Origin of the sequence: Moorena sp. SIO4A5 (genome assembly GCF_010672005.1) — a bacterium.
Classification (GTDB): Bacteria; Cyanobacteriota; Cyanobacteriia; order Cyanobacteriales; family Coleofasciculaceae; genus Moorena.
In genome coordinates, this window is the sequence record NZ_JAAHHZ010000044.1 from 25,536 (window position 1) to 46,745 (window position 21,210).

At 43.0% G+C, this 21,210-nt stretch carries 19 protein-coding genes; 13 read left to right on the forward strand and 6 right to left on the reverse strand.

The genetic code is table 11. The features are described from left to right. Nucleotides 1-303: 303 nt before the first annotated feature. The 3 genes from F6K57_RS15685 to pgl all read right to left on the reverse strand — a co-directional run bounded on the left by F6K57_RS15685 (nucleotide 304) and on the right by pgl (nucleotide 4,282). On the reverse strand, nucleotides 304-765 hold the full coding sequence (locus F6K57_RS15685) for an FHA domain-containing protein (RefSeq protein WP_293048291.1): 462 nt from the start codon (nucleotides 763-765) through the stop codon (nucleotides 304-306). Between the two features lie 821 nt (nucleotides 766-1,586). Beyond that, nucleotides 1,587-2,474, reverse strand: a complete 888-nt coding sequence (locus tag F6K57_RS15690) for an FHA domain-containing protein (protein WP_293028663.1) — start codon at nucleotides 2,472-2,474, stop codon at nucleotides 1,587-1,589. A gap of 1,085 nt (nucleotides 2,475-3,559) precedes the next feature. Further along, entirely contained in the window at nucleotides 3,560-4,282 is a 723-nt protein-coding gene (gene pgl / locus F6K57_RS15695; RefSeq protein ID WP_293069128.1) for a 6-phosphogluconolactonase, read from the reverse strand. Between the two features lie 412 nt (nucleotides 4,283-4,694). Between pgl and F6K57_RS15700 the strand changes: the two genes are divergently transcribed. From F6K57_RS15700 to ftsY, 5 genes are all read left to right on the forward strand, one after another. Then, nucleotides 4,695-5,513 carry an HpsJ family protein gene (locus F6K57_RS15700; protein WP_293069130.1) on the forward strand — a complete coding sequence of 273 codons (819 nt, stop codon included), beginning with the start codon at nucleotides 4,695-4,697 and terminating at the stop codon, nucleotides 5,511-5,513. A 52-nt stretch (nucleotides 5,514-5,565) separates the two neighbouring features. Beyond that, nucleotides 5,566-6,465, forward strand: coding sequence for a glycosyltransferase family 2 protein (locus tag F6K57_RS15705; RefSeq protein WP_293028671.1), 900 nt, complete (start codon nucleotides 5,566-5,568; stop codon nucleotides 6,463-6,465). A gap of 1,261 nt (nucleotides 6,466-7,726) precedes the next feature. Further along, the gene (locus F6K57_RS15710; protein ID WP_293046021.1) at nucleotides 7,727-8,455 is read left to right on the forward strand and encodes a DUF502 domain-containing protein; all 729 of its coding nucleotides are present in this window, start codon (nucleotides 7,727-7,729) and stop codon (nucleotides 8,453-8,455) included. Nucleotides 8,456-8,495: 40 nt separating this feature from the next. Next, nucleotides 8,496-9,125: a transcription antitermination factor NusB gene (gene nusB / locus F6K57_RS15715; protein WP_293028650.1), complete on the forward strand. Its 630-nt coding sequence runs from the start codon at nucleotides 8,496-8,498 to the stop codon at nucleotides 9,123-9,125. 348 nt (nucleotides 9,126-9,473) lie between these two features. Continuing rightward, entirely contained in the window at nucleotides 9,474-11,366 is a 1,893-nt protein-coding gene (gene ftsY, locus F6K57_RS15720; RefSeq protein WP_293069132.1) for a signal recognition particle-docking protein FtsY, read from the forward strand. A 532-nt stretch (nucleotides 11,367-11,898) separates the two neighbouring features. Here the strand turns inward: ftsY and F6K57_RS15725 are convergent. Next, nucleotides 11,899-12,321 carry a helix-turn-helix domain-containing protein gene (locus F6K57_RS15725; RefSeq protein ID WP_293030190.1) on the reverse strand — a complete coding sequence of 141 codons (423 nt, stop codon included), beginning with the start codon at nucleotides 12,319-12,321 and terminating at the stop codon, nucleotides 11,899-11,901. Here F6K57_RS15725 and F6K57_RS15730 point away from each other — a divergent pair. From F6K57_RS15730 to F6K57_RS15745, 4 genes are all read left to right on the forward strand, one after another. Further along, entirely contained in the window at nucleotides 12,320-12,526 is a 207-nt protein-coding gene (locus tag F6K57_RS15730; RefSeq protein WP_293069134.1) for a hypothetical protein, read from the forward strand. The genes F6K57_RS15725 and F6K57_RS15730 overlap by 2 nt on opposite strands. A 240-nt stretch (nucleotides 12,527-12,766) precedes the next feature. Then, on the forward strand, nucleotides 12,767-12,919 hold the full coding sequence (locus tag F6K57_RS15735) for a hypothetical protein (RefSeq protein WP_293069136.1): 153 nt from the start codon (nucleotides 12,767-12,769) through the stop codon (nucleotides 12,917-12,919). A gap of 584 nt (nucleotides 12,920-13,503) precedes the next feature. Beyond that, entirely contained in the window at nucleotides 13,504-14,436 is a 933-nt protein-coding gene (locus F6K57_RS15740; RefSeq protein WP_293069138.1) for a hypothetical protein, read from the forward strand. A 261-nt stretch (nucleotides 14,437-14,697) separates the two neighbouring features. Further along, nucleotides 14,698-16,920, forward strand: coding sequence for a CHAT domain-containing protein (locus tag F6K57_RS15745; protein WP_293069140.1), 2,223 nt, complete (start codon nucleotides 14,698-14,700; stop codon nucleotides 16,918-16,920). Between the two features lie 24 nt (nucleotides 16,921-16,944). Here the strand turns inward: F6K57_RS15745 and F6K57_RS15750 are convergent, their stop codons facing one another. Both F6K57_RS15750 and F6K57_RS15755 read right to left on the reverse strand, forming a co-directional pair. Then, nucleotides 16,945-17,307: a hypothetical protein gene (locus F6K57_RS15750; RefSeq protein WP_293069142.1), complete on the reverse strand. Its 363-nt coding sequence runs from the start codon at nucleotides 17,305-17,307 to the stop codon at nucleotides 16,945-16,947. Between the two features lie 361 nt (nucleotides 17,308-17,668). Further along, on the reverse strand, nucleotides 17,669-18,091 hold the full coding sequence (locus F6K57_RS15755) for a helix-turn-helix domain-containing protein (protein ID WP_044492023.1): 423 nt from the start codon (nucleotides 18,089-18,091) through the stop codon (nucleotides 17,669-17,671). Between the two features lie 256 nt (nucleotides 18,092-18,347). Between F6K57_RS15755 and F6K57_RS15760 the strand changes: the two genes are divergently transcribed. The 4 genes from F6K57_RS15760 to F6K57_RS15775 all read left to right on the forward strand — a co-directional run bounded on the left by F6K57_RS15760 (nucleotide 18,348) and on the right by F6K57_RS15775 (nucleotide 21,077). Then, entirely contained in the window at nucleotides 18,348-18,494 is a 147-nt protein-coding gene (locus F6K57_RS15760) for a hypothetical protein (protein ID WP_293044911.1), read from the forward strand. Between the two features lie 455 nt (nucleotides 18,495-18,949). Next, nucleotides 18,950-20,014 carry a glycerophosphodiester phosphodiesterase family protein gene (locus F6K57_RS15765; RefSeq protein WP_293044909.1) on the forward strand — a complete coding sequence of 355 codons (1,065 nt, stop codon included), beginning with the start codon at nucleotides 18,950-18,952 and terminating at the stop codon, nucleotides 20,012-20,014. Further along, nucleotides 19,986-20,720 carry a calcium-binding protein gene (locus F6K57_RS15770; protein WP_293026455.1) on the forward strand — a complete coding sequence of 245 codons (735 nt, stop codon included), beginning with the start codon at nucleotides 19,986-19,988 and terminating at the stop codon, nucleotides 20,718-20,720. Before F6K57_RS15765 ends, F6K57_RS15770 begins: the two co-directional genes overlap by 29 nt. A gap of 231 nt (nucleotides 20,721-20,951) precedes the next feature. Continuing rightward, nucleotides 20,952-21,077, forward strand: coding sequence for a hypothetical protein (locus tag F6K57_RS15775; protein ID WP_293044904.1), 126 nt, complete (start codon nucleotides 20,952-20,954; stop codon nucleotides 21,075-21,077). Nucleotides 21,078-21,210 lie beyond the last annotated feature (133 nt).

Genomic DNA, 21,210 nt, shown 5'->3' on the forward strand with positions numbered 1-21,210 from the left:
CCCTTAATAAAAATCTCCCCATCTCCCCATATTCCCCTCCTGGGAGGGGTTAGGGGTGGGTATCACCCTCCCTCTAATTATGGGTATTAAACCTGACTTGATATAAGACGAAACCTGACTTGATATAAGACGAAAAAGGTTAAATGGTAAGAAGAGGAGGATAATTCTAATGCATCAAATTAATCTGGCTACCCCAGTAGGAAGCCACGGCGTCGGTTCCTACTAAATAAGCGCGTTTAGCCCCCAGTTTTGGGTAAGTCCTATTTTAATGACGAATTACCAATTACCAATTACCATAAAAGTTCAATCTTCCATTTCAGTTGACTCAGTTTGATCGGATTGGGTGCTTTCGGCATTTATCAACGTATTATTCGATGAATTTATGTTCCGCTTTCCTTCAGAGGCACGCTTATCCAAAATTGTCTTCAGCCTTGCTGAAGGCATTTCTCTATTAATATGAATCTGAATTTTCGGACCGGAACTAGCTAGACGAATAATCATCCCATGGATAACCGGCATTTGGGTAATCCGCTTGCCATCCATGTAGGTGCCATTGGCACCTAAACTGATAATTTCCCAACCATTAGGATTTCGCCGTAGTTCTACATGGTGACGGGAAACTACAGCGCTATAGAGAATAACATGATTATCGGTTGACCGGCCAATCCGAATCACTGATTCTGTTTCAAAGGGCCAACTTTGAACAGGCACAGACTGGAGAGGATGCAGTAGGGTTAGGGTAATCGCCGGTGTCACATCTTTCAAGGATTTTGTCCTCACGGCCTGATACTGTTAACTATCCCCCACCGACATGACGTGGGATTTCCTTGCTTATACAGCCAAAACGGCTGCCAGAGTTAGTCATATCTGCTTAGATTTACAAGGACTTACATGCACCCCAATTAAGGCACACCTATATTAATATAGAATCTACTTTGACACTCCCCGTCCTAAAAGAACGGGGATTCTTGGCTCTACGACTCGTCGTGGCTCTTTCAAACCGGAGTCAGAAAAAGTAGAGGACTTTTCTCCCCAAGCGTTTAGATCATAGATCTAGGTTTCGGTGTGCCCCACCGTACCTTTTTTATAGGAATAGACAGGGTGCGACCCGTAGCGAATTTAATTCGCCGACGGAAAACGCACCTTTATACTTTTTTATCTAAGTTTTTCATAGACGTTGTAGTCGTTAGACCAAATTACGCAATACGTATCTCATACATATTTTTTACGTTGTCTACTTATGATTAGATAATACCTATCTGAGAAAAAGTTTATTGCTTATGCTTTTATTCTATCACATCCGACGGAAAAGCCGTCCTAGAAGTACGGGGCGCGATTACCCAAACTTTTTGGTAAACACTATGACTATAGACGACCTTAGTAGAAGGGGCAATCTAGGAGAGTGCCACCATTGTGAATTATTAATCTCAGGCTATCACTTAAAAGGAAGGTCTGCAATTGGCTATAAGCCCTCTCTTGAAACATCCTTTAGTAAACTGCCCCGACCTAGCTAGCGCTTTAGGTCGGGGCTTTGTCCCAGATCAATTTTGCACAACCAGCTGTCACACGCACCTAGCACCGGCAACTCAAGAACTTTGGAACAAAAATGTCACTTTATCACCTTTCCCCAAGCTAATGCGATCGCCTGTTCTTAGCCGATGCCGATTGCCTGGTGCTAGAGAGGTGTGGTTGACATAAGTGCCATTGGAGCTGCCTACATCTTCAATATAGTAGGTATCCCCCTCAACTCTGATATCCGCGTGAATGCGAGAGACAATGTCTGAGTCAGGAAAACCAGAGACATCAATATCCGGTGGAATTTTATCATTGGGCTTACCCATATGAATCACTGATATATGCTGCGGTAACTCAATTGTTGTATTGGTTTGCATATGCAACAGTTGAGCTGAGATTACCTGCAACTGAGTTTGGGCACTACCTCTATCGGGTACAGGGGGCGGTGGTGGGTTCTCTAAGTCAGTTTCTGGTATTGATGGTGAGGGTGAGTTTTGGCTAGATTCTTCCTGAGAAAACCCTAAATTGCCAACGGTAGGCAGGGGCAATGGCAGGGTTTCTAAGTCAGGATTCTGCGGTTGAAATGCTTCTGAGTTGAGGGCTCGATTAACGACCGTAGCTGGCATAGCGGTGGTAGATTCAGCATCATCAGAACTGATAGGATTGGATGCTGGATCGGGGACTTGAGTATTCATAGCCATCGGTATAGGTTCAACAAGTGGGTCTGGGGATACCAAGTCGGGTATCTCTGGGGTAGAGTTTGACCCTGATTTCTCCCCTTTCTCCATATTGGCACCCACATTCAAGTGAAATCCACACTGACCACAGAAGCTGGCATCAGTCTGAACTGTTGCACCACAGTTAGGACAGCTGGTAGTGGAAGGTAAGGGAGTGTAGCAGGCTTCACATTGGGTAGCCCCTTCCGGATTTTGGTGATTGCAGTTAGGGCAAACAATCATAGAACTTTAATTTATTATTTTTAACAGCTATTATCTAGTTTCAGATAATGTGACGATCATACACTTCCCGATCGGGCAAGTGTAGGCTTAATGCACCTCTTAAGGCTACCAGAGCTTCTTTCTCCTTTGGAGACTCTGCGCGAACGAGGTACTATGATTTATAGAATTATCAATAACTGGATTTACTCATGGCGCGTTTTATTGTCAGGAACACTTCCTGCTCCGCTTGTAATAGACTTGATTGAAGTTACTGTTCGGTTCTTTTTGCTGGTATCTAATCGAGCAACCTTCTCGCTGATTAGACTACACTAGACTTGGACTATGATCCCGTGAAAATTAGACGTAATTCCTGTGCCCCATTCAACTACTGCTCGCCTATTGTAGAAGACCTGGAATTGGTGCGGGTTGAAGCTACAGTGGGAGCATATAAGGCAAAAGGCTTCCACACAAAAGGCTTCCAGGCAAGTCACCCTAATTAAGTATCAAAATCCCTAAAAATATAACATACTCCCGTGACAGCTCCCACACTGAACTCAAAGAGTCAGTGTGGGAAACAAGCGCCAATCCAGCTATTGCTTTGGAGGCGCTGGGCTTTTTGAACGGACTGCCCTCTATTGATGCAAAGCGCGAGTGGTTTGAAGTTACCGTAAGATAGGGTCGCCTTATTAAAAAACATTTAACCCTTTTCTGCATAACCTGCTAACTATAAAGGCTCCACTATCTAAGGTTTCGTCTCCGGGGGAAACCACGCCAATTGCTCATGGGGGGAACCCCCTAGACAGCACTGGCTACCCAAGACCGCGCTGCATCGCTGCCGCTCTGTTTTATTGGTCTTTTTTCTTAAGACTGTTGTGCTGACAAACCAGCATTTAAGGCCGTAGGCTACGCTACGGGAACGGCTTTGTTTATCAGTAAATATATTATAGCAATTCCATGCATACCCTGTGCAAAATTCATCCCACATCTCAATGCTACGCCATGAGTGTGGGATGAATTTTGCCGGAAGCTAAAACTATAATAGTTTCTCAGTAACTGGATAGAACTGTTTCCCACTTCATCGTTCACACTTGACACTTCCGCGCTTGTCAATGTTTCAAATCTTCACCTGCTGATTGATCTAGAAGCCACCAAAGTTCTCCTTGGGGCTGGATCAACCGAGCTGGATAGGTTTGTGGATCAGCTTCGGGGGCAAATATTTGAGCTAGGGCTGCTCTTTTGCCAGCACCAGCAACCAGAAACATAACGCAGTTGGCATGGTTAATCAAGCTCGACGTAAAGGTGATTCGTGGTTGACCATCTTTGTTGCCAACTGTAACGAGTCGGTCTTTTACTTGCAGAGCCTCTGTATGGGGGAATAGGGAAGCAGTATGACCATCATCACCAATGCCTAACAAAATTACATCAAAGCCAGGAAACTCTCCTACTGGTATGCCAAAAAACTCATACAGTTGAGCTTGATGTTTTTCCGCATCAGCAGCGGGGCTAGAGCCGTCGGTGGGCATGGGGTGAATGTTAGCCTCTGGTATATCGACTTTGTCTAACCAGGCAAGACGAGCCATCCTTTGATTACTATCGGGGTGCTCGGGACTAACATAGCGTTCATCACCCCAAAACACATGAATGTTATTCCAGGCAAGGTCAAAGGTAGCGATCGCTTCATATAAAGGCTTGGGGGTGCTACCGCCAGCAAGGGCAATCGTACACCGACCGTTAGCCTGGATTGCTCCTTGGATTTTAGTGAGGACAACATCAACAGCTCGCCTAATCAAAGCTTCTTTATCCGGTACAACTTCAACCACTTTGTTCATAAAACCTGTCTGCCGAGGAACACTACATCCACAAGACTACCTTTAATCAGCTAGTGCGATCGCTTTACCTGATTCAGGAAGAATACCAGAAATTATCCTAACACCTTGATTAGTGGTTAATGGTTAATGGTTAATGGTTAATGGTTAATGGCTAAGGCTCGTGACGCTCACCTAAAAGGTAGAGCGCGGGACTTCCCGTCTAAAACTTAACACCAGCAAAGGATGTTGGAGTTAGGATTCTCGATTGCCATAGGTTAATATGGGCAAAGCGCCAGGGTTGGCCTTCGTGCTCTTATATTGATCACTTATTGAGTACTACAAAAACTAGTAAGCCAGTAAGTTGAGGAGGGATTACTCAGTCAAGTCCCCAAGTTGATGATTAAGTTAATCTACTAATCGCGCTTCATAGCCCATGAATACTAATTCTGTTTATTCCTCGTTTACTGCTCTGACTCTTAAGGTTGTCGGGCTGATAATGATCGTTTCCTCTCTTTTGGATTACATAATTTTGGCAATTCCCCCACAGGGAGCTAGCCTGTTAAAGCCAGAGTGGCAGTTGAACTTTGCTACCCAAGTTGTTGACCGAGGCATTATCCCTATGGTCGGTATTGGGTTTTTATTTGCTGGATATTGGATTGCTCAAAGTGCTGCTACCGCTACCACAGAGCCAAAATCTTCGGTTCAAGATATCAGATTTTGGGTGCTGTGTCTGTCTAGTTTTCTAGGGTTGGTCTTTCTGCTAATGGTACCCCTACATCTCAATAACCTTCGTTTGCAAAGTTCCCAGGCTCTAGAACAAATTAACCAAAGAGCCAAGACCGCCGAAGTTCAACTGGAAAACCGCACTCAGCAAGTCACTGAACTTCTCAAAAGTCCTCAGGGTATAGCCCAGGTAGAAAAGAAACTCGCCGATTTAGACGCAGCCATTAAAAGTGGTAGGATTCCAGCACAACAGCTTGAGCAAGCCAAAGCTCAAGCTAACAGAGTTAGACAACAATTGCAGGCAATTAAGGAAAACCCTGATGTGCTCAATCAAGAAGTAGAGCAGAATATTAACCAAATCCGTAGTCAGAAACTTCAACTAGAGAAACGAGCCACCACTGAAGCTTTAAAACTGGGCATTAAAACTGGTCTGAGTAGCTTACTCCTAGCAATTGGCTATATTGCCATTGGCTGGACCGGATTGCGAGGGTTGGGAAGTACACCAGTAACCCGTCGTGGCCAAGCTTAGTAGGGTAGAGACTTTTAACCCTGACCAGATTTTTGATGATGATCCCCTTGACATGTTCTCGATCTATATCCTGACCTACAACGAAGAACTAGATATTGCTGCTTGTATCGAGTCAGCCAATCTCTCGGACGATGTGATTATCGTAGATTCAATCAGTAGCGATCGCACTGTAGAAATTGCTAGTCAGTATCCGGTGCGAGTTGTGCAGCACGCCTTTGAAAGTCACGGACGTCAGCGCACCTGGATGCTCAAGGAAGTCCCCACCAAGTACGAATGGGTCTATATCCTAGAAGCTGATGAACGCATGACCCCTGAGTTATTTGCCGAATGCCAGGGAGCAATACAACGACAGGAGCATGTGGCTTATTACGTTGCAGAGCGGGTCATGTTCATGAATCGGTGGATTCGCTACTCTACTCAGTATCCCCGTTACCAACTACGGCTGTTTCGTAAGGAAAAGGTTTGGTTTGATGATTATGGTCATACGGAACGGGAAGTATGTGATGGACCGACTGGTTTCATCAAAGAAACATATCCTCACTACACCAACAGTAAGGGATTTACCCGTTGGATTGATAAACACAATCGCTACTCTACCGACGAAGCTATCGAAACCTTGCGCCAGTTGGAGCAAGGAACTGTTGAGTGGGCAGACCTATTTTTTGGGCGTTCGGAAGTAGAAAGACGCCGTGCCCTCAAAAACTTGTCCTTACGCTTGCCCTGGCGACCTGTATGGCGTTTTATATACATGTATTTCCTACTGGGAGGCTTCCTGGATGGTCAAGCCGGGTTTACCTGGTGTACCTTACAAGCATTTTATGAGTATCTGATATTGGTCAAACTTTGGGAACTCAAGCATCCCATGCACCCTCCCTGTAGCCGTGTCATGCCCTCAACTTCCCAAGGCTCAAAAGACTCTGATGCTACCCAGGTCACTTCATCCTCATCCTAGTAGTCTTGATGTCAGATTAGGGTAGAATCAAAGAGATTACTATACCATTGGCTAACTAACTGAATTTGCTAACTAACTGATAAATCTAACATTTCATAGTAAAACTGGGTAGCAGCAATCCCCGCGTCTAATCACCGAGGAGTGTCAATTCCGATTCTCTATCTTTGTTAATCTATCTCTGGTAATATGTAAACAATAATACCGATTAGTCTGGTCAAAGGGAAAAAGCTGGTCTGATGTTAGTTCATGCCAGTAATAACCCTATAGCTAGTGCTGGTTAAAATCTAGTCATGGGTATAACGCCCTAATGTCATCATCTTCTTCATCTTGTCAAGCATTAACTAGCGCCAGACTTTGGAAGTGGTCTTCTAGATTGATGCAAACGGGCTACCGTTTTGTGGCAGTATCTAGAAACAAGATTTGGAGTAGCTAAAGCCAGCTCCAAACTCTAGAACGGCAAGGGAAAACAGGTGTAATTCCACTGTTAAAACTTACCTTTAAAGTATTTATTCTCCAAAACCAAAAAAGATCAGGAGGGAGAATGTTAGCCATGGGTCGCCATGCCTAGGGTTAACTATTGAGAACAGTTAATGGGTGCAGCTTAGGTTTTCCCTATGATATAGCTTACCATGGGTGAAAGCAACCTCGCTTTACTCCTACTCCACCTACTTTAAAATTAGTGTCTGTAGCGTGCGCCTATGCGCAATATAACCAACTATCCGACCATTGAGGAGTCTAAAGTCAGGATATTCGAGTCAGATTAATTGATTGTCAAGGAATTTTTCCCTTGAAATCCTCGAAAGAATCTAATAATCGTTCTGTATAGTCCCACTAACATAGCTGAATTATTATGATGAAAACTGAATTCTATATCCTGTCTCATTCTCATAGGCGAGTAAATTGATTAGAACGAACTGAGGTATACTAGTCTATAACGGCTATATCCACCTTGGCATTTTTTCACCCACTCCAAAAAAAGTGGCTATAACAAGGTAAGCTATCAGCTATCAGCGTGTCGCGTATCAGCTATTAGCGTGTCGCGTATCAGCCAAAAGGCCTGTAGCAACGCTACCGGAACAGTTTATGCCCATAGCGCACTCTACACCGAACAGCTTTTGAATAAAATACGCTGACGGCTGATGAATAAAATACGCTGACGGCATTAGGCTGAATGCTTACATAAAAAGTTGGAAGAGTAGTAGGGAATTGAGGTGGCTAGTCAAAAATTTTATTCAGTTATAAAAAGGAGAATCTGTGCTCTGTGTTCGAGGGCTTGAAGCAGGATCTAAAAAATGACCTAATTGCGGGGATTCTAGTGGTAATTCCCCTGGCTACCACAATCTGGTTGACGATTACAATCGCCAACTGGGTGATAAATTTTTTAACTAGAATTCCCAAACAAATTAACCCTTTTGATAATCTCCACCCCATCTTAGTAAATCTGCTAAATTTAGCAGTGGGACTGACAGTACCACTACTATTTATTATGCTGATTGGCTTAATGGCACGCAACATTGTTGGACGGTGGTTGCTAGATTTGGGTGAGAAAATATTGCAGGCGATTCCCTTAGCTGGCTCAGTATACAAAACCCTTAAACAGATTTTGGAAACCCTTTTACAGGATTCTAAAACTAAGTTTAGTCGGGTGATTTTGGTAGAGTATCCTCGCCAAGGAGTCTGGGCGATCGCTTTCGTCACAGGTGTTGTCAGTGCACAACTCCAATCCCACATGAATCGCCCGATGTTGAGCGTTTTCATACCTACTACTCCTAATCCCACCAGTGGCTGGTATGCTATGGTTCCTGAACAGGACGTCATTAATCTTTCGATGTCCATCGAAGATGCCTTTAAAGTATTGCTCTCAGGTGGAATTGTTAGCCCAGATAACCCGGGAATCCCAATTAACCTACAGCAGCCTCCTGAAAAGCAACCATTGGAAGAACCATTGCCTGAGATGATACAGCAGGTTTTGCCAACAGAAGAAACCTAATCTTTTTGGGTAAAAGGACAAAATTAGCTAAGGACAAAAAATGCAACCTCGCAGAATTGCCCGTGAACTGGCTCTTTTGAGCATCTCTCAGATGCCCAACTCACCAGAGCGGTTGGATACACAACAACTGAATAATCTGGTGCTGGCGGCTATTCGTACCCTGACTGGAGAAATTCAAGAGGCTTTAGAAACGGCGGCGGCTGAATTGAAACGGGGTAGCGATCGCATTCTCGAAAGTGAAACTCGCGCTACTGATGTACGTAGTGCTAGAGCAATGGTAACGGATGCAATTGAGTTAACTGAGAAAGCGATCAATCACTTGGGAAGTGCGGTAGAGATTCCCGAAATTGTCCAGTTGTCTAATACGGTTGAAGTCCGTAGCTATACCCTAGAAATTCTCAAAGCTGTCAGTCGTAGACAGCTTGAGATTGATCAGATGTTGAACCAAGCCCTTAAAGATTGGCAACTGAAGCGCTTACCTCGTATTGACCGGGATATTCTGCGCATGGCTGTGGCGGAAATTTCGTTTTTAGGTATCCCAGACCGAGTCGCAATTAATGAAGCAGTGGAACTGGCTAAACGCTACAGTGATGAAGAGGGACACCGTTTTATTAATGGTGTTTTGCGTCGTGCCAATGAGTTGATTAAAACTCAAGCTCTAACACAATAGCGGAGGGAGTAGGGAGTAGGGAGTAGGGAGTAGGGAGTAGGTAGTAGGGAGTAGGGAGTAGGGAGTAGAGAGGGTAGTGGTAAAGATGTAGTGATTTGGCTAGGGTCTGGTCAAGGTAACGGGAGCTAAAATCACTACTTGTGTAGCACTACCGTAGAGATGAGGAGTATCGGGAATAGAATAAAATTCGGCTAATAGGCAAGACTATATTAGAAAATTAATAATATTAACTCAAATATCGATAAAATTAAGACAAACGCTTGGGGATTAGCCTAGGGCTAAGCACTCAAAACCTAAATCAAATATTGAATATATATAGTTAATTGACGCCATAGTCAAGTAAGGGTAATGGTCTTTAATTGGTTCCACCGAAAGTCTGATGCTAGCGCAGGGTCTGCTGAGAAAAAGGACTCTGATACATCTCAAGTAGAATCGGAACAAAAGGCAACAGAGCAACAACCAATAGACCAAGCTGATTCTAAATCTGTCCAAGAGTCATCCTCAGCAGCAGCTGAGGATTACCTGAGTTGGGCAAAAGCTGCCTACAAAAATGTTCAAAAGCAACAAGTAGATCAATCTCCAGAGACAGACACTACTGAAAGTAAGCCAGTAGATGATACAACGGCTCAGCCAGCAGCAACGGCTACGGCGGCAAAACCTCAAGAATCACAAGAGATTGAATCTCCAGCGGCTGAAACATCGGAAGGGTCTGAGGAAACTGACACGACAGTTGCGGCTGAGATAGCTCAGATAACTGTTGAAGAAGAATCAAAAGCACAATTACAAGCACAATCACAAGCACAATCACAAGCAGAATCTGAATTAGAAGAGTCTACGGTTAGTGAAGCTTCGGTAGATACTTCTGAAACGGTGGAACCAGTAACCGAGCAATTCTCTGATCAGATAGTAGAGGAGGCAGTATCAACACCATCGGATTCAGTGGATTCAGTTAAGTCTAATCATGACTCATCTATAGGTATGACCTTGGTTGAGAATAAACCAATCCCTGAGTCAGATGCCTTGACAACTGATATAGCTCCATCAGCTGAGACAACAGAGGAAGAAACGCCCGCTTCTGGTCCGAGTTGGGCCCGTCGAGCAAGCACTAACCGACTAGCACGACTGGAACGTCTTAAGGAAACAGCTATTGAGACCCCTGAACCGGAACCCGAAGTGGCAACTGTGATCGAGGATGGAGGGGAAGCAGAGATAGATCAAAATGTGCTTGGTCTGGACTTTGATGATGGGTTCTTGTGGTCAGCAGAAGTGTTGGCATCTCAAGGAAGAAGTCCTGAGGATATCTCGATCGAGGAAATTAGCTGGCTCAAGCAACTGCGTCAGGGATTGGGCAAAACTCGTCGTGGCTTGATTAACCAAATAAAGGCGATTGTGGGTCAAGGCCCGTTGAATCAAGACGCGGTAATGGAGATTGAGGCACTGCTGTTACAAGCAGATGTAGGAGTTGAGGCCACTGACTATATTATTGATACTCTACAAGCTAGGTTGCGGGAGGAGTCTCTACCAGCAGAAAAAGCGATCGCATATCTCAAACAAATCATCAGAGATTTGCTAGAGCAACCTTACAGTAACAATTACAGCCGGATCTTTGCTCCAGAAAACGATACCTTGAATATCTGGCTGATGACTGGAGTCAATGGTGCTGGTAAAACTACTACTATTGGTAAACTGGCTAACTTAGGTCAGAAGTCAGGCTACCGTTGTTTAATTGCAGCAGCAGATACCTTTCGAGCTGCTGCAGTCGAACAAGTTAAGATTTGGGGAGAGCGCAGTGGTACTGAAGTGATTGCTAATCCTGGTAAGAATACTGATCCAGCTGCTGTTGTGTTTGATGGCATTAGTGCTGCCCAATCTAGAAATACCGAATTACTGTTGGTGGATACAGCAGGACGATTACAAAATAAGAAAAATCTAATGGAGGAATTGGCGAAAATTCGGCGAATTGTCGCTAAAAAAGCCCCAGATGCCAAAGTTGAATCCTTGCTAGTGCTGGATGCTACTTTGGGTCAAAATGGTTTACGTCAAGCACAAGTCTTCTCAGAGGCAGCAAAACTGAGTGGGGTGGTATTGACAAAATTGGATGGAAGTGCTAAAGGTGGTGTCGCTTTAGCAGTAGTGCGGGAACTAGGCTTACCGATTCGGTTTATTGGTGCAGGGGAAGGGATTGAAGATTTGCGGCCTTTCTCTAGTTATGAATTTGTGGAAGCTTTGCTAAGTGGCTAAGCTGGTTATGACAGCAAGGGAGTAGGGAGTAGGGAGTAGGGAGTAGGGAGTAGGGAACAGGGAGCAGAGGGATAGGGTTTGACGGTTTTGCTTCGTTTTGCTTCTCACTGAATAATATCCAATATAAATGGACAACAGTTTAGTAATGTAATGACTAAGTTGTCCATACTTCTTGTGGAACCAAAAAAATACAATTGCTAAAAAACGCGATCGCTAAAATCTCGGTCATCTAAAAAACGCGATCGCTAAAATCTCGGTCATCTAAAAAACGCGATCGCTAAAGTCTCGGTCATCTAAAAAACGCGATCGCTACTGTCTCGCTCATCTAAAAAACGCGATCGCTAAAATCTCGGTCATCTAAAAAACGCGATCGCTAAAGTCTCGCTCATCTAAAAAACGCGATCGCTACTGTCTCGGTCATCTAAAAAACGCGATCGCTAAAGTTTCGCTCATCAATGATAAGGCAGCTTGTAGTTGATTCGATTTTAATGGAATTGGCGGTAGGCCAAGCTACGCCAAGGCAAATTCCCCATCAAGCTGAAATCACTTCAAAATCAGAAATCGTCTCAATCCACACCCTTGCTCCACAATCTAGTGGATTGTCCGGACGATACATCACCCGACAGGGGCCATTGACCTCTACCGTATGACCATAAACATTTTTAGAGCCTCGCTTGACGGTAATCACAGGATTACGCTCCCCGGTCTTGAGATTTTGGCGAATGACTTTCTGATTAACGTGGATCACAGCCTTAGTGTAATTTGTACGCTTTGACCAGTTCCGTTTTGGTCCGCGAGTGCCAGGGGTGACCACCGGCATACCATCAAACAACGGAATCACCCAAGTTCTGCCCACCTTATAAGCGCCTTTAACTCTGCCTTTGCCCAGAAGGTAACGGACGCGAGTGGCAGAAACACCGAGTAATTCAGCGGCTTGTGCAGTGGAAATCATCATGGGGAGTAAACCATTGCTTTTACGATATTATTATATTAACACACTTGTTTTGAAAAGGCAAGGGCATGGCAAAACTATTGCATCATCGCAATTTAAAGGAAAAAATGGGGCTAGTGGGTGTAGTAAGTTAAAAATTATAAAAGGGTGGTTAACAACTATTGCATTGTCGCAATTTCTCATCTGGTGGGATGTATGGAGTTTATAGGGTAAATAATATTAATACTATAAAAAGGTGGTAAAAACTATTGCATTGTCGCAATTTATAGCAGTCGCCAGGGCAGGCGCGGACATGACAAAAGTCTCAAACCTAAGTAAGCGCAAGAGTTTGACTTCTGACTTCTGACTTCTGACTTCTGACTTCTGACTTCTGCTATATCATCTGGTGGGATATATGGAGTGTATAGGTATTGTGGGGGTCTTAAGTTAAGAGGGTTATCAAAAACTATTGCATTGTCGAAATACTAACTCTTGCCTCTTCACTGCTCCCTGCTCCCTGCTCCCTGCTCCCTGCTCCCTAAAAACCCAGGACTTTGTACCTAACCGAATAGAAAACCGCTTTATGCACACTTTGGCTTTTTTGTCAATTCATAACTCTTAAAATTTATCGATTGTTTCGGGGAAATTAGGGTTTTCAAATGAGATGTAAACAGAGGATTGCTCTAACAGGGAACAGAAAACAGCTAAAAGAGAATAGTAGGAAAGGGCTCCAGGATTTTTTGATGTGATCAGAAATCAGCCTTAGCGTTCATGACCTATTTGGAAAGGGGTTATTTTATCTAATGAAAGAATAAAAGATTAGACGAAAATTGTCTTTATCTTGGTTCCTCTTGTTCAGGATTGTGGTATACTATTATCAAATAAACTATGCTCAAAGTACATAATCATAAAAATATAGCTAGTTGTTATGGCTTGGCTAGACAAGTTGTTGTTACCTCAATTACAACCCTGATAGCTGATAATACTAGATAGTAATATAATACTAATTTTTATAATTTATAAGTCTGGGAAAATTACGGATTTAATTGAAAAGGCGGGTTGTCAACTTCTCTAACTTCCCTCTTATCCATGGAAGCTGTAGATGCAGCTTGCCAGTAACCTGATCAATAATTATGTGATTGTGGCTCGTGCTATACGTCGCTGCCAAGTGTAGTAACTTTGTCAATCTAAATAGAGCTGAAGTCAATGATCGATGAAAACATTCCGCTACCCAATCCCCAAGAAGCTGAGACTTTATTGGCTGACCTGTTTGAGCAAGTAAACAAATGGGAAAGTCCCCTGCATGAAAGTACAAAGCTTGGTATAGGTGCAACCGCTGTTAAAAGCTTGCTGGAAAGTAAAGTTAGCTTTGGCAATCCTAGGGATAAGTTGATATTACTTACCGAAGACCTATTTGAAGAAACTGAAGAGGGATTGACCAACATTTATCGGCAGCAAATGCGTGATGCATTTGATTTCTATTACATGACTGTTACTGTCGATTTACGTCCTAAACCAGGGGTTAGATTTTGGCGATTATGCTGTGAGCTTGACTTCAGTCCCAAAGGAGAAAAAGAGCCGATCGTTCAGTCTATTTTCCCCAAAAGCCAATGGCGACCTGTAATGAACTTTGGGGTGGGCATGAATTTAGCTATCAATAGCAATCTTGATTGGAGTATCGGGATTGATGGGACTGAAGTAGCCGAACTTACCACTCTTCCTGGGGAGCTCAAAGCTAATGTAGCAAAGAAGAACGAACTGAAGGCATTCATTGTCATTCCTGAGTATGCTTACGAAGCTGGTCACTTTGAAATGATTTCCCAAGGTGAAGGTAACTCAAGGTGTTACTGGCGCATTGAAGAGCCGGAAATCCAAAAAATACCGACAGTCCAATTTGCTATTGTCTTTAAAGTGCCCAAGGAAATAAAGTCTATTAATTTGCGAGGTATGGTTTGGGTTGAACCAAATATGAACTGGTTAACTGCTGATATCCGTGATGTTTTCAGTGATCTGGCAGATAGATTCCAAACCTTAATACGAAATAAGAATCAGGCGGCAATTAAATTCAGTCGTAGTGATGTCAAGGAATGGATATTGAAGCTACCGAAAGCTAATCTTACACAGGATTTAGCTACTTAAATCGGGTGCATCTTTTTATTGTAAATCTATGGTAAGCATTCAGTTATCAGCTATCAGCTATCAGTTATCAGTTATCAGTTATCAGTGGTCAGCTATCAACTATCAGCTTATGGGTTAGGTCACAGGCTAGAAGCCTGTGCCACTCTACTCAACTTTTGAATAAAATAACCTGACGGCTGACCACTGACGGCTGACTACTGATGGCTGACCACTGACCGCTGAATGCTTAGCAATTAATCAGCTTTATCTGATCGGACAGTTATGACTAGAGCCAAATACACCTATCGCATCTACCTGATAAATCCTCGTAGAGTGCGGGTTGAAAAGGAAGAACCTGGAAAGCCCGATAATATAATCCCTGGAGTATTTCGCTATCAGGATAAGATCACCCCAGAAGTCAGGGAGTTAATCGAAGAAGTTCGTAAAAATGGAATCAATGATGCTAACCAGTCGAGGTTTCTGGGAGAAGCGTTGTTTGATACCTTGTTTGATGATGTCCTTTGTTATGACTTTATAAGATTTTATAACGAAGTTGTTGGCACTAAACAGCAACTGCTACGGGTAGAGCTAGATATTGACGAGCAAAATATCCCTGAAGTGGCAGCGTTCCCCTGGGAATTTATGTGTTTGCCTCAAAGGAAGAAGTTAGGAACAATGTGGTTGGCTACTGCACCTGGCTTGGTCTTCTCGCGCCTGCCCTCACAGCCGATTCCAGCATCACCGATTCAGTTAGGCGCAAATGAAAAAATGCGGATTGCCTTAGTTGTCTCTGCACCCACAGATTTAAATCCGGTTGCCTACGAAGAAGTGCAGGCGGCGATAGAAACACTAGCCCAGGAACAACCAGAGCAGGTGGAATTGTTACCAGTAGTGAATCCAGCTAGCCGCAAAGCTATTAATGATATTCTAATTGAAAAGCCTCACATTTTTCATTTCATCGGTCATGGTCGTTTTCATAATGAAAATGGCGAAATTGCCTTGGTTGATGAATTCGATCAGGCACGCTGGATTAGCGCCAATGACTTTAGTGAGCTATTGAATCGCCATCGACCTGGAATTATTGTGTTGCAGGCATGTCAGGGAGCAATGGAGTCTACATCGAAACCATCTGTAGGGCTAGCTTCCAAGGTTGTACAGCAAATTATTCCTGTAGTCGTGGCCATGCAGTATCCAGTGTCTAATAGCACAGCTAGCCGATTTGCCTGCCACTTTTATAAACAATTAGCTCAAGGCAAGTCAGCGGATATAGCAGTACAGGAAGGACGACGAGAAATTAGTCTCCATGACTCAACAGGGTATGGGAAACGAGATTTTGCCACACCTGTGATTTTCATGCAAGTGCAAGATGCTCCAGTAGTTCAATCTCGAAATGAGTCAGTATTGCAACTTCTGAATCAGCCAGTTGTGCGAGACAAGCCAAGCCATAAACAGCTCCATGTAAAGGATGCTCGCCAATCACAAGGGGTAAAACGAGCGCTGTTGATTGGAGTCAGTGAATATGGAGAGGGGTTAGAGCCACTACCTGGCGCAACCAAAGATTTAGAGGAAATCAAACGAATACTGGGTTCCCCACAACTGGGTAATTTTGTTGATGTCAAAGCTCTCAGCAATCCTGATCGACAGGAAATGGCGGAGGCTATTGAAGAGTTATTCACCAGTTCTACAAAAGATGATTTGGTGTTACTGTTCTTTTCAGGTCACGGTGTTAAAGATAGCAGCAATCAACTGTACTTAGCAAATCGTATTACTCGTAAGAATCCACAGGGAGAACTAGTTAGGACAACCGCAGTTTCCGCTAAGGCTATCCATGACATTATGAAAGGTAGCCGCTCCAAGCGACAAGTGGTTATCCTCGACTGTTGCTTTAGTGCAGCTTTCCGTAAGGGTCTACTAGTTAAAGATGATGGCTCTGTCGATCTTCAAAATCAATTAGGAGGGGAAGGGCGTGCTATTCTCGCTTCTTCAACTGACTATTCCTTTAGTCAATTGGACAAACAGCTCTCAATTTACACTCAGTATTTGGTAGAAGGCATTGAAACGGGAAAAGCTGATTTGAATCGGGATAGAGTGATTTCTCTGGATGAGTTACATAAGTACATCAAAAATAAGATTCGAGAAACCCTTCCTGCCATGAATCCTAAAATCTATACTGATCAGGAAGGTTCTAAAATCCACATTGCTAATGCACCAAGGGATGATCGCCATTTAGGTAAGCCTTTAGTTACCGAAGAGGGGATACAGGCAAGTTCACAAGCAGATAGTTTGATAATACTTACCTTACTTAAGAAACTTCTATCAAAACCTGTTATAGTTATTACTGTTTTGGCTTCGGTCTTGATCGGTGTGGCTTATTTAGCGAAAGAATACTTGGATTGTAAGGATATATATATAAACGATTTTTACAAAGGTAAGAATCCTGAAAATGTAGTTAATAACCCTGATTTTCAAAGGCGATGTCAGCTATTTAAGCATTTCTTTTGGTAGATAAAAACTTGATTTTTTTTTATTCTAATTTACGATTGTACAAATTTTTCCATCTGGTTCATTTTTGCAGTCGTATAATAATTCTTTAAGAATCCAAAATTCATTATTATAATCCAGTTTTATTTTGACAAAATCGACATTATTATTACTGAATTCTTCTATAGAATTTACCTTAATACCTGATTGAAGGTAACCTACAATTGGAGTCTGATTCTTATTTTGGAATTTTCTCTTGTAATGTAGGGGTGCATAACATTTTGAAGTGATCCAATGACACATTAAGATGTGATGAGACTGAGCAAAAGCTTTTGTGAATATACCGAGCAAGAAAACAATGCTTACTCCAATAACAAAAATAACAAGAGATTTGATAATTTTGTTTTTCATGGCCAAGAGCAGAGTCGCAGAGTAATAGTTGGCTGATCAAATCTTCGCTACTCTTCAATGGAATCAGGATATTTTACTAAGAAAGCCAGAAATATCTCCAAAAATTAATGAAATGGCGGTAAACTCGCACAAAACAGTGTTTTACACTACTCAATTTTTCTGCTAAGTTAATTCTTTGTTTGAAGAAAAAGGTAAAAGGCAAAAGGCAAAAGGCAAAAGGCAAAAGGCAAAAGGGGACTTAAGCCACATTGACTGGTTTGATGGGATTGACCATAGGTCACGCTAAGGGATTGACAGTAGGTCACGCTATGCGATGAAGCGAAGCTTCCGCTAAAAGCGATCGCATTCACATCCCATCCCATCAAGCCGATATTACTTCAAAATCAGAAATCGTCTCAATCCACACCCGTGCTCCACACTTGAGGGGATCATCTGGGCGATACATCACCCGACAAGGGCCATTGACCTCTACCGTATGACCGTAAACATTTTTAGAGCCTCGCTTCACCGTAATCACAGGATTACGCTCCCCGGTCTTGAGATTTTGGCGAATGACTTTCTGGTTAACATGAATCACAGCCTTAGTGTACTCTGTACGCTTTGACCAGTTCCGTTTTGGTCCGCGAGTGCCAGGAGTGACCACCGGCATACCATCAAACAACGGAATCACCCAAGTTCTACCCACCTTATAAGCGCCTTTAACTCTGCCTTTGCCCAGAAGGTAACGGACGCGAGTGGCAGAAACACCCAGTAATTCAGCGGCTTGTGCGGTGGAAATCATCATGGGGAGTAAACCATTGCTTTAACGATATTATTATATTAACACTATTTTCCCAAAAATGCAAAGATTTGGAAAAACTATTGCACTGTCGCTATTTCAGGGCTTGTGGTAGGTGTGGTAAGTGTGGTAAATGTGGGTAGTGTTGTAAGTGTGGGTAGTGTGGGAGGTGTGGGAGTGCTAAAAAACTATTGCATTTTCACAATCTCAAGCAGTAGGGGCAACTGGGATTAGTGGGATTAGTGAGAGGAGTGAGATAAAAGTGTTATCAAAAACTATTGCATTTTCACAATTTAATGCTAATACCAAGTTGCGTGGCCAACGGCTGAATACTTACTTAAAAAAAATCAAAAATAATTATTTCCAGATCCGCTGTTCCCTATTTCCTACTCCCTTTGCTAAAAACTAATTGTTAAAATCCTTGATAACAAAATTCTTGGCCGACACCTTACTTAGTCAGGGATTATATAAAAAATCTCTAGCCTCAAGGTTAATAAAAAACTAAAAAAATTAAGTTAAAATTACATCTAGGTTAACTTTACAAAATCTTTATACCCTACTCAGATAAAATTACACTAAAAATTGACAGCGACTTCAAAAACAAGCTTTAACCAAACCTTATAATTATGTTTATATAATTACAATCAAAATTTAACCTGGAAATGAAACCATTACTAAGGGAGGTCAGCCAGTTTCAATCATCACGTAAACCTAGGCCAAGGCGATTTAATGTTGGCAACAATTACGTACTAGGTGATAGCTGAAAGCTGAAATGCTGACACAATTTAGCTAGTTTCTGTGCTTCTTCTCTAGATATAAAAACCCTAAATTCGAGAGTTTTAGTCTCGTTGATTCCAGGATTTTATGAAATTAAAAGGATTTGCATCTTTACCAGCTGATACCTTTGCAGAAGGACCCCAGTCTGGTGCAGACAATGGCAGGGGTGAACCGATTTCTGCCAATGGTCGCACGGGTCCGTTTGATGGACAACCTGTTCAAGGCTTTAGTGGTGTTCAGTTTGCTCCTAGTGGGGGTGGCTCTTTTTGGTTCCTATCAGATAACGGTTTTGGAGCCCAACAGAATAGTGCTGATTATTTGCTCAGACTCTATCAAGTTAACCCTGATTTCAAGGGTGCAGAGGATGGAGATGGTAGTGTTGAGATTGAAGGCTTTGTTCAACTGTCTGACCCTGATGGCAAGATTCCTTTCAAGATTGTCAACGAAGACAGTAGCGATCGCTTTCTGACCGGGGCTAATTTTGATATCGAGTCTTTTGTGATTGATGCTAAAGGCGATATCTGGATTGGTGAGGAATTCGGTCCGTTTATACTTCACTTCGATAGCACTGGTAAACTGCTCGAAGCCCCTATTTCCACTCCCAATATCCCCGGCAATACCACAGGGGAATTTGTGCGATCGCCTCAAAACCCAGATTTAAAGTTCAATACCCTTGATGGTGATCCTCCCCTAGTGATTGGACACCGGGGTGCTAGTGGTGATCGTCCAGAGCATACCTTAGAAGCTTACGCTCTTGCCATTGAACAAGGGGCTGATTTCATTGAGCCTGACCTAGTAATCACTAAAGACGGTGTCTTGATTGCTCGTCACGAACCGTTGCTAGATGATACCACTAACGTAGCTGAAGTATTTGGTGAAGACCGCAAGTCCACCAAACTTCTGGATGGTGAAGAAATTACTGGTTACTTTGCTGAAGATTTCACCTTAGCAGAAATCAAGCAACTGCGTGCTGTTCAGTCTCGTGACTTTCGTAGTGATGAGTTTGATGGTCAGTTTGAAATTCCCACTTTCAAAGAGGTTATCGAACTACTCCAGCAGGTAGAAGCGGAAACTGGTAAAAAAATCGGTATCTATCGTGAAACCAAGCATCCTACATTCTTCGATGACCAAGGCTTGTCCAACCTTACCTGATGGCAGACAATCCCTAATTGTTGCTAGCGATAACAATTTCAATGACAGCCAGATTACCCAATTCCTAGCATTTGGGCTAGACCTCGATAATATTCAATCTCCGACAGCAATAGTAGAAACTACCTCCGAGATTAACGGTACTCAAGGGGCTGACGAGTTGATTGGAACTATTGATGCTGATCTGATCAATGGCTTTGATGGAAATGATACCATTGCTGGGGGATTGGGTAATGATATCATATTTGGTGGCAATGGCGATGATATCCTACGGGGAGATAGCAATAGCAAGGCCCCAGGTGGTAACGCTGGTGGTGATGATATTATCTATGGTGGTTCAGGAAGCGATCGCATTGGCGGGAAATCTGGTAATGACTCCCTCTATGGTGGCTTCGGAGATGATCAACTCTGGGGTGATGCTGGGGATGACCTATTAAGTGGTGGTCTCGGTAATGATACTCTGACTGGAGATAACTTTTCTAATGGTAGTGGCAGTGATACCTTTGTCCTAGAGATTGGGGAAGGTACTGACACGATTACAGACTTCGAGCTGGGCACTGACTTAATTGGTTTAGGCAATGGTTTAAGCTTTGGTGATGTGTCTATCACCTCCGATAGTAATAATTCTCTAATCAATGTTGGAGATGAAACCCTAGCAGTAGTGTTAGGAGTAACAACCCTTGCTGAAAGGGATTTGGTGATCTTATAGCAATTCTCAAATTAGGAAGTAGGGGAATAGGGAGTCGGGAGATGGGGAGATTTGTATTAAGGGTAATAATCGAGACATCATAACTCCCTCACTTCCCAGATTCGCTGTTTCTTTATCAAACTACTTAATAATAGGTAACCTGGAATAGGTAAATTGGGATCATAACTAATGAGTTTTAGTTAGTTTTTAGCTAATTTTGCTTATAGCGGTTCTCATAGTAATGAGGTACAGATGATTGTTTACCTGTTCCCTGAGCCGAAGTTACCTGTTCCCGATTCCCGATTCCCGATTCCCGATTCCCGATTCCCGATTCCCGATTCCCGATTCACATCACAATTTAAATGTGTGACAGCTTAGTATTAGGAATTGGAGTCGGGAGTGTGAAGAGCTTTGGCCAAGAGGGTAAGACCCTACACCCACCCGATTTTGGATCCAAACCCAAACCTGTAGCTATTAATGTAAATTTTAAGTAAAGCTGACGTCACAAAAA

Coding starts and splice junctions, on each gene's coding strand:
- F6K57_RS15690 (WP_293028663.1), bottom strand. CDS start 2,474: ATGATTGTTTGCCCTAACTGCAATCACCAAAATCCGGAAGGGGCTACC.
- pgl (WP_293069128.1), bottom strand. CDS start 4,282: ATGAACAAAGTGGTTGAAGTTGTACCGGATAAAGAAGCTTTGATTAGG.
- F6K57_RS15700 (WP_293069130.1), top strand. CDS start 4,695: ATGAATACTAATTCTGTTTATTCCTCGTTTACTGCTCTGACTCTTAAG.
- F6K57_RS15705 (WP_293028671.1), top strand. CDS start 5,566: ATGTTCTCGATCTATATCCTGACCTACAACGAAGAACTAGATATTGCT.
- nusB (WP_293028650.1), top strand. CDS start 8,496: ATGCAACCTCGCAGAATTGCCCGTGAACTGGCTCTTTTGAGCATCTCT.
- ftsY (WP_293069132.1), top strand. CDS start 9,474: ATGGTCTTTAATTGGTTCCACCGAAAGTCTGATGCTAGCGCAGGGTCT.
- F6K57_RS15730 (WP_293069134.1), top strand. CDS start 12,320: ATGGGGAGTAAACCATTGCTTTTACGATATTATTATATTAACACACTT.
- F6K57_RS15725 (WP_293030190.1), bottom strand. CDS start 12,321: ATGATGATTTCCACTGCACAAGCCGCTGAATTACTCGGTGTTTCTGCC.
- F6K57_RS15740 (WP_293069138.1), top strand. CDS start 13,504: ATGATCGATGAAAACATTCCGCTACCCAATCCCCAAGAAGCTGAGACT.
- F6K57_RS15745 (WP_293069140.1), top strand. CDS start 14,698: ATGACTAGAGCCAAATACACCTATCGCATCTACCTGATAAATCCTCGT.
- F6K57_RS15750 (WP_293069142.1), bottom strand. CDS start 17,307: ATGAAAAACAAAATTATCAAATCTCTTGTTATTTTTGTTATTGGAGTA.
- F6K57_RS15755 (WP_044492023.1), bottom strand. CDS start 18,091: ATGATGATTTCCACCGCACAAGCCGCTGAATTACTGGGTGTTTCTGCC.
- F6K57_RS15765 (WP_293044909.1), top strand. CDS start 18,950: ATGAAATTAAAAGGATTTGCATCTTTACCAGCTGATACCTTTGCAGAA.
- F6K57_RS15770 (WP_293026455.1), top strand. CDS start 19,986: ATGACCAAGGCTTGTCCAACCTTACCTGATGGCAGACAATCCCTAATT.
- F6K57_RS15775 (WP_293044904.1), top strand. CDS start 20,952: ATGATTGTTTACCTGTTCCCTGAGCCGAAGTTACCTGTTCCCGATTCC.